The sequence below is a fragment of the Amycolatopsis sp. NPDC024027 genome, assembly GCF_040638975.1.
GTDB lineage: Bacteria > Actinomycetota > Actinomycetes > Mycobacteriales > Pseudonocardiaceae > Amycolatopsis.
The window spans coordinates 55,319-68,535 of the sequence record NZ_JBEZYY010000006.1 but is presented as its reverse complement, the minus strand read 5'-3'; the positions used below and the strand labels follow the sequence as shown (position 1 = coordinate 68,535).

Sequence of the window (13,217 nt, the reverse complement as noted above, 5' to 3'; positions counted from 1 at the left end):
TCAGGCAGCGGTGGTCGTCAGAGAGGTGATGGCGTCGTCGATCTCCAGGTCGATCAGCCGCTGGACCTCGATGGCGCGGTTGTCGAAGATCCCGGTGAGCTCGAGGCTGACGATGCCGTGGATGCGGGTCCAGATCCGGATGGCGGCGGTGGCGGCGCGGGGGGTGGCGTCCGGCCGCTCCTGGGCGCGGGCCCAGTGCCGCAGTTGCTCGTCGAGGGCGCGGTCGCCGGTCTTGCCGCCGGCCGGGGCCGTGTCCTGGATGGCGGCCAGCAGGTCGATGAGCAGGGCCATCGCCTGGTCCAGCGGGGTTGGTGCGGCCGGCTGGCCGGGGGCGTCGCCGGCGCGTTCGGCGAAGAGCATCCCGTAGCGGCGGCGGTGGCGCAGGGCCCAGTCGCGGTAGGCGGCGACCAGGAGCCGGACCCGTGCGCGCGGTGCCCGCCGGCTGCCCTCGACCGCTTCCCGCATCGCCGTGGCGAGCTGCTGGTAGGACGAGGTGACCAGGTGGGCGATCAGCGCGTCCCGGGACGCGAAGTAGCGGTAGACCGCGGGTGCGGACATGGCCATGCTGCGGGCGAGGGCCGCGATGGTCAGCGCGTGCACGCCGTCGGTGTCGATGATCGCGAACGACGTGTCCTCGATCTCCTGGAACGTCTGGGCGCGCAGGCGTTCGCGTCGGCTCATCGCCGGCGGCTCGTTGGTCATCGTCGCATCGTAATGGACCGTAGCGGTGTCGACGGGAACGTCACTCCGCTACGGGCCGTCACGGTGTGGCGGCGGCCCAGTGCACTCAGCATCGCGTCGATTTCGGTCTGGTAGAGCAGCGCGGTGTCGACGCCGGTGGCGGCCAGGTGCCGGCCCAGCTCGAGGCCGATCAGGCCGTGCAGCCTGCTCCACCAGATCAGCCCGAAGTGCCGCACCGCGGCCGGGATCCCGAGCCGGTCCCGGAGCTGCTCGTCCAGCGCGGGCGGGAGCGCGACGGGGGGTGGCTCGCCGGCTTCGGCCACGACGCCCAGGAACACGGTCATGCACCGCTGCGCGGCGGTCGCGATGCGGTCGGCGGCGTGCGCACGGGCGGAGCCGTAGGCGGTTTCGTACGCCAGGTGGTAGGCGTGCGGCCGGGCCAGTGCCCAGTCGCGGTAGGCGTGGGCGACCGCGGCGACCCGGGAGGCGACGGAGGCTCCCCGGGCGGCGGCTTCGAGGGCGTCGGCGAGCGCGAGGTGGACATCGACCGCCAGGTCGGCCAGCAGTTCGTCGCGGCAGGCGAAGTAGCGGTACAGCGCCGGTGCGGACATCGCCATGCTCCGCGCGATCGCGGTGAGCGACACCGTCTCCGCGCCGCCCTCGCACAGCTGGGCCATGGCGGTGGCCTTGATCTCCGCCACGGTCTGGCGCCGGTATCGCTCGCGCCGGGTCGGCTCCGGTCCGGCCATCGCGGACACCTCGTTTCGCGCTATGGGTTGACGCAGTATGACACAGCGGTGCATAGTTACGACCATTAACGGAGCGACGAGGAGTCGCATTAGTTCGAGGAGCCGGCCATGGCCGAGACGAGCATCCCCACCGTGACCGCGACCGAAGTGGTGCTGCCGGGCAAGGTCGAACCGTCCGGGCTGCGGCTGGTCCGGCGCTCGTTGCCGGCGCCGGCGGCCGGCCAGGCTCTGGTGCGCGTCGAAGCGACCGCCGTGTCCTTCGCCGAAAGCGCGATGCGCCGGGGCCGCTACTACGGCCAGCCCGCGTTCCCGTTCGTGCCCGGCTACGACCTCGTCGGGGTCGTCGAGTCGGTCGGCCCGGACGTGGACCGCGCGCTGATCGGCCGGCGGTTCGCCGCACTGACCAAGACCGGCGCCTGGGCCACGGCCGTTCTGCTGCCGGCCGCCGATCTGGTCGAGGTGCCCGAAGGCGTGAGCGCGGAGGAAGCGGAGACGCTGACGGTCAACGGGCTGACGGCCTACGAGATGCTCCACCACGTCGCGAAGGTGCGCGCCGGGCAGGCCGTGCTCGTGCTGGGCGTCGCCGGCGGGGTCGGGACCCTGCTGACCCAGCTCGCCCGCCACGCGGGTGCCCGGGTGATCGGCACGGCGAGCCCGCGGCACCACGAGGCGCTGCGCGCACTGGGCGTCGAGCCGGTCGACTACCGGGATCCCGACGTCTCCGCCCGGGTCCGCGAACTCGCCCCCGGCGGGGTGGACGCCGTGTTCGACCACCTCGGCGGCTCGAGCATCTCCCGGTCCTATCGCTTGCTGAACAAGACCGGAACCCTGGTCTGCTACAGCATCGCGAGCAAGCTCGACGACCGGACTCCGGTGTTGCTCAGCTTCCTGAACGTGCTGACGAAGCTGGCGTTCTGGAACCACCTGCCCACCGGCAAGCACGCGAGCTTCTTCGACGTGTGGTCGGGCGCGGGCAAGCCGGATTCGGCCGAGCGCGAGGCGTTCCGCGCCCGGATCCGCACCGACCTCACCCACGTCTTCGGGCTTCTGCGCGATGGGGTGCTCACGGCGAAGATCGCCGCCCGCTACCCGCTGACCGAGGTCGCGGCGGCCGTGGAACTCTCCGAATCCTCCGCGCGAACCGCCCTCGGGAAGATCGTGCTGGTGCCGTAAACGCTTCCCGCGATCGCGGAAGGAACGCCCACCTTTCCTTCTCCTCCAAGGAGTCCGGCACCATGAAGATCACCATCACCGGCGCGTCCGGTCTCATCGGCGGCAGGCTCGCCGCCCACCTCCGTGACCGCGGCGACGAGGTGACCGTGCTCTCCCGCTCCGCGAGCACCGAGCGCGCGACGTGGCAGTGGGACCCGCTCACCGGGGCCGCCCCGCTCGGCGCGCTCGCCGGCCGGGACGCCGTGGTGCACCTGGCCGGCGAACCCCTCGGCCGGCGCCTGACCGAGGAGGTCAAGGACCGCGTCCGGCGCTCGCGGGTGACCGGCACCCGCAACCTGGTCGAAGGCCTGCGGGCCACCCCCGAAGCGGACCGGCCGCGGGTCCTCGTCTCCAGCTCCGGCGTGGCCTACTACGGCCCGCGCGGCGACGAGGAGATCACCGAGGACACCGGGCCGGGCGCCACGTTCCTGGCGGGGGTTTCCCGCGAATGGGAGGACGAAGCAGCCAGGGCGGCCGAGTTCGGCGTCCGGGTGGTGCGGATGCGCACCGGCGTCGTTCTCGACGCGGCGGGCGGCACGTTGAAATCGCTGCTGGCGACCTACCGGATCGGGCTGGGCGGCCCGATCGCGGGCGGTGCGTTCGTGGTGCCGTGGATCCACCTCGACGACATCGTCGGCCTGTACGTCAAGGCGATCGACGACCCGTCGTGGCGCGGCGCCTACAACGGCACCGCCCCCGAACCGGTCACCCAGCGGGAGTTCTCGAAGGCGCTGGGCCGGGCGCTGCACCGCCCCGCCGTCCTGCCGACGCCCGCCTTCGCGCTCCGGATGGCGCTCGGCGAGACGGCGGACATGGTCACCACCGGCCAGCGCGCCGTGCCCCGCCGCGCCCTCGAGGGCGGCTACCGCTACACGCACCCGCAGCTGGCCGCCGCGCTGACCGCCGCGTTGCGCTGATCCCGGCCGGCCGAATTCCCTGCACACACGGAGAATTCACCGCCATGATCGACGCCTTCGGCCGTCTCGCACGGGGCTTGACGAGAACATCAGGCGGTGAGGAAGTTCAGGGCTGCTCGCCGGGTTCCCGGCCGGCCTGTTCATGACGGCCGCCGGGCCGGCGGCGGTGGCTGCGGATGATGAGCCGGCCCGCGGGTCGCTGGAAGCGGCCGAGCGGTTGCTGCGGATGATGAGCCGGCCCGCGGGTCACTGGAAGCGGCCGAGCGGTTGCTGCGCCGGGCCGAGCGGGGTACGGAGACCGTGCCGGACCCCCGGCGCGGCCGGCTGGAGCTCTTCTCCGGGGCCGTCGGGCTGCTGGCCGTCCGCCGGCGCGGGAACCCGCCGGCTGAGGCCGAGGCAGCGCTGCGGGCCACGGCCGAGGCATTGGGGGCGGCGCAGCCTTACCTGGGGGAGGACTCGCGTGCGCCGGCGCCGATCAGCCTCGGCTGTGCCCAGGGCCGGACCGGCCACCAGGCGGAGTGCCTGGCGGAGGGGATCGTGCCGGATCGGCCGGCCGTACCTCGAGTTCACGGGCCTGGCCCACCAGGCCGCGATCGAGCCTTCGCGGTCGTTGGCGTGGCCCGCCGAGTCAGCAGGCAGGCGATCGAGCCGGCCGATCGGCGCGGCCGGCCGGCCGCGGACGAGGTCGGGCAACTCGGCCAGGGCCCGCGCCGTGCCGGCGTCCCCGGCGCGCAACGCCCGCAGGACCACGCCGCGGTGGTCCTCGATCAGCGCGCGCTCGACCTTGCCGAGCCGGCGGCCGCCATCGCGGGCATGATCTTCGGCGCGGTGCTCGCCTGGCCGGCCCGGCCCGGGGAAGCCGAGGCCACGTGTTCGGCGCGCCGAACACGTCGTCAGCGCGGAGGCCCACTGGCCCGGGGAGGCCGTACCAGCCGAGGCTCAGCCGGGTGACCGCGCGGGCCTGGTGCGGTGCTCGGGTCCGGGCTGCCGGCGAAACCAGATCCGCGTGCTGCGTGCAGGGAGGTTCATGCGGGAAAGCCAGCGGCGCGATCGGCCCGGGCGGAGAGCCGAAACCGGGTCATCTCCGGTGATCCACTCGGTGTCGAGAGCCGCCGCCACACCGATCACCGGCCGGCCGTCCGCGAACCCGGTGTGTCACGCTGGGGAAGACCGCCGCTGACCCGGCAGAGAGAGGACTCCGATGCACCGGCTGACCGTGCTCTACCCGCCGCCCGTCGACGAAGCCCACTTCCGCGACTACTACGTCGGCTCCCACCTGCCGCTGGCGGCGAAGCTCCCCGGCCTCGTGCAGTCCCAGTACTCCTTCGACGTGGCCTCCCTCGGCGGCGAAAGCAAGTACTTCGCGGTCTTCCACGCCGACTTCGAGTCCGCCGAGGCCATGGCCGGGGCGCTCGGCTCGGAGGCGGGCAAGGCCGTCGCCGCCGATGTGCCGAACTACGCCACCGGTGGGGTGGAGATGATCCACTACCCGCTCAGCTGAGGACGGCGATCCCGGCCGGGCATCCCCCCCCCGGGAGCAGCGCGAACACACGTACGGCCGGGATGGCGGTACGAATCCCCCGGAACGGCATGTAATCGTTCGATCACGCGTCCTGCCGCTTCCCCCGGGAGGAGACCCGATGCCCGCACGCCCACCGACGTCCGAACAACGGGCCGCGGTCGACGCGTTCCGCGCCGGTGACCACCTGGTGCTGCAGGCCGGCGCGGGCACCGGAAAGACGACCACCCTGACGATGCTGGGCTCGAGCACCCGCCGCCGCGGCCGGTACCTGGCGTTCAACAAGGCCATCGCGACCGAGGCCCGCCGCCTGTTCGGCCCGAACGTGGCGTGCTCCACCGCGCACAGCCTCGCGTTCAAGGCGGTCGGGCACCGCTACCAGGACCGGCTCAACCACCCGCGGATGGCCACCGCGAAACTCGCGCAGTCGCTGGGCATCACCATGGAAGTGACGATCGGCGAGCGGAAGCTGACCAAGGCCGCGCTGTGCTACGCCGCCCAGCGCACGGTGATCCTCTACTGCTACTCCGCCGACGAGACCCTCGACCGGCAGCACGTGCCCTGGCTCAAGGGCATCGGCGAGGAACACCTGCACGACCAGCTCACGCAGCTGGTGCTGCCCTACGCCCAGCGGATGTGGGCGGACCTGCAGAACCCCGAGCGCGGGCGGGTGCCGTTCAAGCACGACCACTACCTGAAGATGTGGGCCTTGACCCGGCCGCGGCTCTACGGCGACTTCTTCCTGCTGGACGAGGCGCAGGACACCAACCCGGTCGTCGAGCAGGTGTTCCTCGCCCAGGGCGAGCACGCCCAGCTGGTCATGGTGGGGGACTCCGCGCAGGCCATCTACGGCTGGCGCGGCGCCCGCGACGTCATGACCGGCTTCTCGGGCCGCTCATTGGCGTTGTCGCACTCGTTCCGGTTCGGGGACGGCGTCGCCGCCGAAGCGAACCGGTGGCTGGCCATCGCCGGCGCGCCGATCCGCCTCACCGGCTCTCCCGTGGTGACCAGCAGGGTGGAAACCGTCGAGCAGCCGGACGCGATCCTGTGCCGCACCAACGGAGGCGCGATGGCCGAAATCCTCACCCTGCTCGGCAAGGGCCGCCGGGTCGCGCTCGCCGGCCGTGCCGCCGTTCTCCAGAGCCTGGCCGAGGCCGCGCGCGACCTGCAGGCCGGCCGCCGGACCACCCACCCCGAGCTGCTGCTGTTCGCCTCCTGGGGCGAGGTCCAGGACTACGCGGAGTGGGACCCGGACGGCCGCGACCTGCTGTCCTTCGTGGAGGTCATCGACGAACACGGCGCGGACGTCGTGCTGCACACCCTTTCCCGGCTGGCCGCCGAAACCCACGCCGAAGTCGTGGTCTCGACCGCCCACGCCGCGAAAGGCCGCGAGTGGCCGAGCGTGCGCATCGCCGACGACTTCCCCGAGCCCGTCGACCCGGAGAACACCGACCTCAACGGGGAGCCGATCCCGGGCAAGATCGAGCCCAGCGAAGCCCGGCTCGCCTACGTCGCCGTCACGCGGGCCCGGAACCGCCTCGACCTCGGCGGCCTGGCCTGGATCAACCGGCATCCCGACGGCAACCCGGGCCCGGAGCAGCTCGGCCGGGCAGCCAGCTGACGCCACCGGTTCATGCCGCGGAGCGCCCTCCCCGTCTCCGCTCGGGTCGCGCCCGGTGTGGTGGGATCCGGACGTGAGCCGAGCTGCCGAGGAGAGCAACCGCCGCCTGCTGCGGGCCCGCGACACCATGGACCGGGACTACGCGAAGCCGCTGGACCTGCCGGCGCTGGCTCGCGTCGCGCACGTCTCGGCGGTGCACTTCAGCCGGACCTTCCGCGCCACCTTCGGCGAAACCCCGCACCGCTACCTGCAACGCCGGCGGGTGGAGCGGGCCATGTTCCTGCTGCGTTCGGGCGACCGGAGCGTCACCGACATCTGCGTGGAGGTCGGCTTCACCAGCCTGGGGACCTTCAGCCGGACGTTCCGGGACGTCGTCGGCGAGTCGCCGACGGCCTACCGGCGCCGCGGCCCGCTGTCGGACGTGCCGACCTGCTTCGCGATGGCGTGGATGCGGCCGCGGAGCTGACCGGGACGATCGTTTTGGATAAGCGTCCCGGCGCGGCCCCGCACTACCGTCGCCCCCATGCTCAACGCAATCACGATTTCGCAGATCTTCGTGCTCGACCAGGACGAGGCACTCGACTTCTACGTCGGCAAGCTCGGCCTGGAGGTCCACACCGACGCCGACCTGGGGTTCATGCGATGGCTGACGATCAACGTGCCCGGTCAGCCGGACCGGGAGATCCTGCTGGAGAAGCCCGCGCCGCCCCGGATGGACGAGGCGACGGCGAACCAGGTCCGCGACCTGCTGACGAAGGGTGCGATGGGCGGCTCGCTGTTCTTCACCGCCGACGACTGCCGCAAGACCTACGAGACGCTGTCGGCCAAGGGCGTCGAGTTCACCGAGGAGCCGACCGAGCGGCCGTACGGGATCGACTGCGGCCTGCGTGACCCGTTCGGCAACAGCATCCGGTTCAGCCAGCCGCTGTCGGGATCCTGAAAACGCGCCGCCGCGTCGACGCAGTCCTCGAGGCTGCTGTCGAAGGCGGCCGGTGCGGTTCGCGGCGAGGCTCTGGTCTGAACCCGACCGCCAACCTGGGCCACCGATGCTCGGGGCCGTGGCCCTCTGTGTCCGTGACTTGCCTTCAGTCTGCCGCCAGGGACACAAGTGCACCAGAGGCGTCGGCCCCTCCCTAACGCGCGTTCGGGTGACGATGAGCTGATCAGGAGGGTGAGGTCGTTCCCGAACCGGTGACATTCTGTAACAAGTCCGGCGGCTTCTGCGTCTGTCAGGAGTGCGGTGGTCACGCCGTGCTCGCTGGAAGGTGGTCGCTGATGAGCTTGTTCTGGATCGGGCGTGTGCTGCCGGTGTGGATGAGTGGCCGGGCCGGTACCGCACCGTTGACGATCGCCGCGGTGGGCGCGTTGCTGCTCGCGTGGTCGCAGTCGACGGGCGCCGGATGGGTGATGACCTCGGTGCTCGCGGTGGCCGGGGCCGCTGCCGCGCTGGGACGCGCCCGCCGTCGCGTCGAAGTGATCTTGCGGGAGGAGCTCGACGCCCGGTAGCGCCCCGGTGCCCGATCAGTCCCTGGTGGCTGACGCCAGGGTGGTCACGGGCGGATCAGCACCTTCAGCGCTTCGCGGTCGGCCATGGCTTGGTACCCGCCGGGGACGTCGTCGAGCGCGACGGTGCGGTCGAAGACCTTGCCCGGCTCGATCCGGCCGTCGAGGATGTCCGGCAGCAGGTCCTCGATGTAGGCGCGCGCGGGCGCCACCCCGCCGGTGAGGGTGATGTTGCGCAGGAACACCCGGACGCCGGCCGGGACGTCCGGGTACTGCGGGGCGCCGACGCGGCTGACGGTGCCGCCGTCGCGCACGACGCCGAACGCCGTCTCGATCGCCGGTTTGAGGCCGACGCATTCGAGGACGGTGTGGGTGCCGTCGCCGCCGGTGAGCTCCCGGACGCGTTCGATGCCTTCGTCGCCGCGTTCGGCGACGACGTCGGTGGCGCCGAACTCCCGGCCGAGGCCGGTGCGAGAAGCGTGGCGGCCCATCAGGATGATCCGCTCGGCGCCCAGGCGCTGGGCGGCGAGCACGGCGGACAGCCCGACCGCGCCGTCGCCGATCACGGTGACCGTCGTGTGCGGGCCGACCCCGGCGGTGACGGCGCAGTGGTGGCCCGTCGGGAAGACGTCGGACAGGCTCAGCAGCGACGGCAGCAGCGCCGAGTCCTCGCCCACCGGCAGCTTGACCAGCGTCCCGGCGGCCTGCGGGACGCGGACGGCTTCGCCTTGACCGCCGTCGACGTCCGCCGAGCCCCACTGGCCGCCGTGGCGGCAGGAGGTCTGCAGGCCTTCGCGGCAGAAGTCGCAGGTGTTGTCGGCCCACACGAACGGCGCGACCACGACGTCGCCGGGCTCGAGGCCGGTGACGTCGGCGCCGATGTCCTCGACGACGCCGAGGAACTCGTGGCCGATCCGGTCGCCGTGGTCCTGGGCCGGCTTGGCCCCGTAGGGCCACAGGTCGCTGCCGCAGATGCAGGAGCGCAGCACCCGCACGATCGCGTCGGTCGGCTCGTGCAGCCGGGGGTCCGGCACGGTCTCGACGCGCACGTCGCCGGCACCGTAGATCAACGTCGCCTTCATCGGCTCACTCTCGTCGTGGGTGGTCTTCCCTGGCCACCACCCATCAAACGCGCTGAGCCGGAGTCCGGCAGGGGATCAGGTCCGGCTGTCCCACGATCGGGTGAGCCAGCCGCTGCACGTCTCACCCCACCAGGACGTTCTTGTAGAAGAGGTTGGCGTAGCGGTTGACGTTGTCGACGCTGCTGCGTGAGCCGAAGCCGAGGAAGAGGCGGGTTTCGCCGTCGGCCGTGCGGTAGACCGCCATGCCCTCGGGTTCGCGCCAGACGAGGGACTCGCCGGCCCGGGTGATCGCGCGTTCCTTCACCTCGCCGGTCTTCATGTCGACGCGCGTGACGTAGGAGTCGATGTCCGCCGCGTCGGCGTGGCCCGCTCCGTCCAAAATGTACAGGGAGCTGCCGAGGATCGTGTAGCCCTGGAAGACGACGCCCGACGAGCTCAGCGACGGCTGCGGGAAGTGGGCCAGTGGCTCGGAAAAGTCGCCGGCGACGGCCTTCGCGAGCGGGAACACGCTGAACCACATCCGGCCGTCTTCGTCGCGGCGCACGACCATCCGCCGGTACACCGGGTCGGTGGCGCAGGTGATGTTCTTGCTGCCGGTGAGGAACTTCTTCACCGCCGGGGTGCCGCCGTCGACGAACTTGAAGCGGGCGAGGGCGGTGCCGCGGGATTCGGTGGTGGTCCCGTCGGCGTCGCACTCCATCCAGAGGTAGGAGGCGGTCCCGACGGGTTCCACGCCCAGTGACACGCCGTGCCCGGCGTGGTTCAGGTGCATCGAGCCGAGCAGTTCGCCGGAGAAGCTGAGCTGGCTGACGCACAGGTCGTCGCCGGAGGTGCCGTTCTGGGCCTGCACGATGAAGAGGCGCCGGTTGACGTTGTCGAACGCGAAGCCCTGCATGACGTGGTGCGATTCGTGCAGCATCTTGCTGCGGAAGAGGTCGTACGAGGGTTGGGTGATGTCGATGTAGGGCGACGCGGGGAGTTCCTCGGCCGCGGCGGCGGTCCCGGCGAGCAGAGCCCCGCTCCCGAGCGCGACGGCGGTGGCGGCCCCGGCTCGGAAGAGCGAACGCCGGGAAAGCGTGAAGTCGGGAAGGAAGTTCTGTGGCACGGCTCGCCTCCTGGATCGGTGTATGGCGAGCGACCCTGCCCCGGCGCTGTACACGAGACGTACAAACGCCTCGGAGCGGCGCGGAGCCGGGCGCCCTGGTCGTCAATTCCCGGGGGTGAGGATCCTGCCGTTCGTCGCCGGGGCCGGGGCGGTAGGCGCAGTGGGTTCCCGTGTGGACGGTGTCGCGCAGGTGCTGCCCGAGTGGCTCGTCCAGCGTGGTGATCCGGGTGATCGCGGCGGTGATGGTCTTGGTGGCGGCGATGCGGGCGCGTTCGTGGCTGGCCCCGCCCGCCCGCGGTCATCCGCCGAGACCGGTACGCCTGGACCGCCTGCCGGTCGAGGGTTTCGCCGAGAGCGGGTTGCTCGACGCCGGGTTGCCCGCCGGTCACCAGGTCCAGGCAGGACATCGGCTCGCCCGGCGGTTTCCAGGAACCGGGTCAGGTTCGCGACCGCCACGCGCGTCCCGTCGCGCAGCGTTCCGGAGCACCCATCACCTTCTGGGAATTCACGAAGAAGGGCGCCGTCATCACGGTGATCACGGTGCTGGTGGCCGCGCCCTACCTCTGGCTGCGCTACTTCGTCTTCTCGTGACCGACTGAGACCCACCGCGACGGCCGACGCGCGGCTTCCTCGTCGCCCGGAAAGCAGCGCCGGGTGGATGGCTCGTCGGTCCCCTCGGCCGCTGACGCAGCCGTCCGGCGAGCCATCCTTCCCCCCGTGAGTGAAACGTTGCGCACTAATCGTGACGGCGGGCCGGGACGTCAACAAGGCCGGCCGTCGGCCGTGTTCGGCGCTTCTTCGTTGCCGGACGTCGGCAACTACCCAGACCGGCGTGCGCCGGTCGTTGGGCGGTCCACAGGCTTGCGCGTATCGTCGGGTAGTCTGCCGTGCCGGTTTCCGGCAAGCCGGAAACGAGGGGATCCGTGCCGTGGTGACCGAGCGTGCTCGCCCGGGGTGGGACACCGCCGTCGTCGCGCGGCGCGCTGCCCGGGACGCGGGTGGCGTCGCGGTGGCCTTCCTGGCCGGGTACCCCGAGATGCTCGACGGGGTGAGCCGGACCGGGCGGCGGCTGACGCGGGCGGAGCTCGACTCCCGTCGCGCGCTGGGTGCCCAGGCCGCCGAGCAGAGCGTCCCGCTGCGGGCCCTGGCCGAGCTCTACCTCAGTGCGCAGTGGCTCTCCTGGCGCGAACTGCCCGCGGTCGCGTCGGCGACGGGCAAGGACGAGGTCTGCGCGATCGCCGAAGCGGTCATGCGTGCCGCCGACGACGCGATCGTCGCGCTCGCCGACGGGTACGACCGGGCCCAGCGGCTGGTGCTGTTCCAGGAGGGTGCCGAGCGCCGGGAGTTCATCGACGACCTGCTCCACGGCCGCAGCGATCCCGGGCGGCTGGCCGAACGCGCCGACCGGTTCGGGCTCCGCCTGGCCGCCAGCTACCTCGTGGCCGTGGCCCGCGCCGCCCAGCCGTTCACCGACGGCGATGCCCGGATGCGGCACGTCGAGACGAACCTGTTGTCCCGCTTCGACTCCCGCGACGTTCTCGTCACGACCAAAGACGGGCTGCTCGTCTGCGTCGCGCCCGGCGCCACCGGCGACGTGCCGGGCGAGTTCGCCCGCGAGCTCGAACTGGTGGTGCCGTCCGGGAGCGGGCAGATCGGCATCGGCCGCACGCACCCTGGACCGGCCGGCGTCCTCCGCTCCTACGAGGAAGCCCGCGGCGCCCTCGAACTGGCCGCGTCACTCGGGCTGACCACGCCCGTGCTGAGGGCCGAGGAACTGCTCGTCTACCAGGTGCTGTTCCGCGACCGCGCCGCGATCATCGAACTGGTCGGTTCGGTGCTCAGCCCGCTCGTCGTCTCCCGAGGTGGTGCCCAACCGGTCCTCGACACCCTGGTCGCGTACTTCTCGACGGGGGAGAACACCACCGAGACCGCCCGGAAGCTGTTCCTCAGCGTCCGGGCCGTCACCTACCGGCTCGACCGCGTCAAGCGCCTCACCGGCTACGACCCACGGGATCCGGCGCACCGGTTCACCCTCGAAGCCGCGGTACTGGGCGCGCGTCTGCTCGGCTGGCCCGCCCGTCCCCTGCAGACGTCCGGTTGACGGGTGGCCGCGGCCGAACTCAGCCTCAGTGCCAGGCGCGGAACGCGTTCAGCAGGTCCGCGCGCACCGCGGGCGACAACGACTCCGGCGGCAGTTCCCCCAGCTCCGTTATCGTGGTCCGGAACTGCTCCAGGTAGCGTTCGCAGCCTTCGCACAAGGCCAGGTGCTCGACGAACCGCGCTTCGGTCGCGGCATGGCTTCAGCGGTACTCGGGGTTGGCGAAGTCGAAGCGGCAGCCGGCGTCCTTCAGGATGCGCGCGAGGTGCAGCAGGTTCCACGTCATGAACGTGGTGTTGCGGTTGGTGAAGTCGTTCTCCGGGCCACCCGATCGGGCGTCCAGGTAGGACGGTCCCGGGCCGGCTTCGCCGATCCAGCCCGCGCCCGCCTGGGGCGGGATGGTGTAGCCGAGGTGCTGGAGGCTGTGGAGGACGTTCATCGCGCAGTGCTTGACGCCGTCTTCGTTCCCGGTGATCAGGCAACCGCCGACCCGGCCGTAGCAGGCGTACAGCCGCTCGATGACCAGCTTGGTGACGGAACTGTTGTCCCCCAGCCAGATCGGCCCGGCGATCACCAGGATGTCCGCCGCCATCACCTTTTCGTAGAGCGACGGCCACTCGTCGCTCGCCCGGCCGCGCTCGGTCATGTCCGGCCAGACCCCGGTCGCGATGTCGTGGTCGATCGCGCGCACCACCTCGGCCCCGACGCCGTTCTTCTCCATGATCCGGCG

14 protein-coding genes and 1 pseudogene are annotated in these 13,217 nt (G+C 71.8%); 8 read left to right on the top strand and 7 right to left on the bottom strand.

Annotation, left to right across the window (positions count from 1 at the left end; all coding sequences use genetic code 11):
* Positions 1-702 carry a TetR/AcrR family transcriptional regulator gene (locus AB0F52_RS16855; RefSeq protein ID WP_360171013.1) on the bottom strand — a complete coding sequence of 234 codons (702 nt, stop codon included), beginning with the start codon at positions 700-702 and terminating at the stop codon, positions 1-3.
* A complete protein-coding gene (locus AB0F52_RS16850; RefSeq protein ID WP_360171010.1) occupies positions 699-1,430 on the bottom strand; it encodes a WHG domain-containing protein in 732 nt (243 codons plus the stop codon). Before AB0F52_RS16850 ends, AB0F52_RS16855 begins: the two co-directional genes overlap by 4 nt.
* A 108-nt stretch (positions 1,431-1,538) precedes the next feature.
* On the opposite strand from AB0F52_RS16850, the gene AB0F52_RS16845 reads away from it, so the two are divergent.
* Both AB0F52_RS16845 and AB0F52_RS16840 read left to right on the top strand, forming a co-directional pair.
* The gene (locus AB0F52_RS16845) at positions 1,539-2,603 is read left to right on the top strand and encodes a medium chain dehydrogenase/reductase family protein (RefSeq protein ID WP_360171007.1); all 1,065 of its coding nucleotides are present in this window, start codon (positions 1,539-1,541) and stop codon (positions 2,601-2,603) included.
* A 62-nt stretch (positions 2,604-2,665) separates the two neighbouring features.
* The gene (locus tag AB0F52_RS16840) at positions 2,666-3,559 is read left to right on the top strand and encodes a TIGR01777 family oxidoreductase (RefSeq protein WP_360171004.1); all 894 of its coding nucleotides are present in this window, start codon (positions 2,666-2,668) and stop codon (positions 3,557-3,559) included.
* 246 nt (positions 3,560-3,805) lie between these two features.
* Here AB0F52_RS16840 and AB0F52_RS16835 read toward each other — a convergent pair whose 3' ends face one another.
* Positions 3,806-4,309, bottom strand: coding sequence for a hypothetical protein (locus AB0F52_RS16835; RefSeq protein WP_360171001.1), 504 nt, complete (start codon positions 4,307-4,309; stop codon positions 3,806-3,808).
* 451 nt (positions 4,310-4,760) lie between these two features.
* On the opposite strand from AB0F52_RS16835, the gene AB0F52_RS16830 reads away from it, so the two are divergent.
* From AB0F52_RS16830 to AB0F52_RS16810, 5 genes are all read left to right on the top strand, one after another.
* On the top strand, positions 4,761-5,060 hold the full coding sequence (locus tag AB0F52_RS16830) for an EthD family reductase (RefSeq protein ID WP_360170998.1): 300 nt from the start codon (positions 4,761-4,763) through the stop codon (positions 5,058-5,060).
* Positions 5,061-5,199: 139 nt separating this feature from the next.
* A complete protein-coding gene (locus AB0F52_RS16825; protein ID WP_360170995.1) occupies positions 5,200-6,699 on the top strand; it encodes a UvrD-helicase domain-containing protein in 1,500 nt (499 codons plus the stop codon).
* A 127-nt stretch (positions 6,700-6,826) separates the two neighbouring features.
* Positions 6,827-7,165 (top strand): helix-turn-helix transcriptional regulator, encoded by a 339-nt coding sequence (locus AB0F52_RS16820; protein ID WP_360172006.1) that lies wholly within the window; start codon positions 6,827-6,829, stop codon positions 7,163-7,165.
* 57 nt (positions 7,166-7,222) lie between these two features.
* Positions 7,223-7,639 (top strand): VOC family protein, encoded by a 417-nt coding sequence (locus AB0F52_RS16815; protein ID WP_360170992.1) that lies wholly within the window; start codon positions 7,223-7,225, stop codon positions 7,637-7,639.
* Between the two features lie 335 nt (positions 7,640-7,974).
* On the top strand, positions 7,975-8,205 hold the full coding sequence (locus tag AB0F52_RS16810; RefSeq protein ID WP_360170989.1) for a hypothetical protein: 231 nt from the start codon (positions 7,975-7,977) through the stop codon (positions 8,203-8,205).
* Between the two features lie 44 nt (positions 8,206-8,249).
* On the opposite strand, the gene AB0F52_RS16805 is transcribed toward AB0F52_RS16810, so the two are convergent.
* Together AB0F52_RS16805 and AB0F52_RS16800 are read right to left on the bottom strand one after the other, a co-directional pair.
* On the bottom strand, positions 8,250-9,284 hold the full coding sequence (locus tag AB0F52_RS16805; protein ID WP_360170986.1) for an alcohol dehydrogenase catalytic domain-containing protein: 1,035 nt from the start codon (positions 9,282-9,284) through the stop codon (positions 8,250-8,252).
* A gap of 121 nt (positions 9,285-9,405) precedes the next feature.
* Positions 9,406-10,389 (bottom strand): teichoic acid biosynthesis protein C, encoded by a 984-nt coding sequence (locus AB0F52_RS16800; protein ID WP_360170983.1) that lies wholly within the window; start codon positions 10,387-10,389, stop codon positions 9,406-9,408.
* Between the two features lie 931 nt (positions 10,390-11,320).
* On the opposite strand from AB0F52_RS16800, the gene AB0F52_RS16795 reads away from it, so the two are divergent.
* Positions 11,321-12,490, top strand: coding sequence for a helix-turn-helix domain-containing protein (locus tag AB0F52_RS16795; RefSeq protein WP_360170980.1), 1,170 nt, complete (start codon positions 11,321-11,323; stop codon positions 12,488-12,490).
* 25 nt (positions 12,491-12,515) lie between these two features.
* On the opposite strand, the gene AB0F52_RS16790 is transcribed toward AB0F52_RS16795, so the two are convergent.
* Both AB0F52_RS16790 and AB0F52_RS16785 read right to left on the bottom strand, forming a co-directional pair.
* Positions 12,516-12,647, bottom strand: a complete 132-nt coding sequence (locus tag AB0F52_RS16790) for a hypothetical protein (RefSeq protein WP_360170977.1) — start codon at positions 12,645-12,647, stop codon at positions 12,516-12,518.
* A 42-nt stretch (positions 12,648-12,689) separates the two neighbouring features.
* Positions 12,690-13,217 (bottom strand): annotated as a pseudogene (locus AB0F52_RS16785) (flavodoxin family protein); the annotation flags it as partial.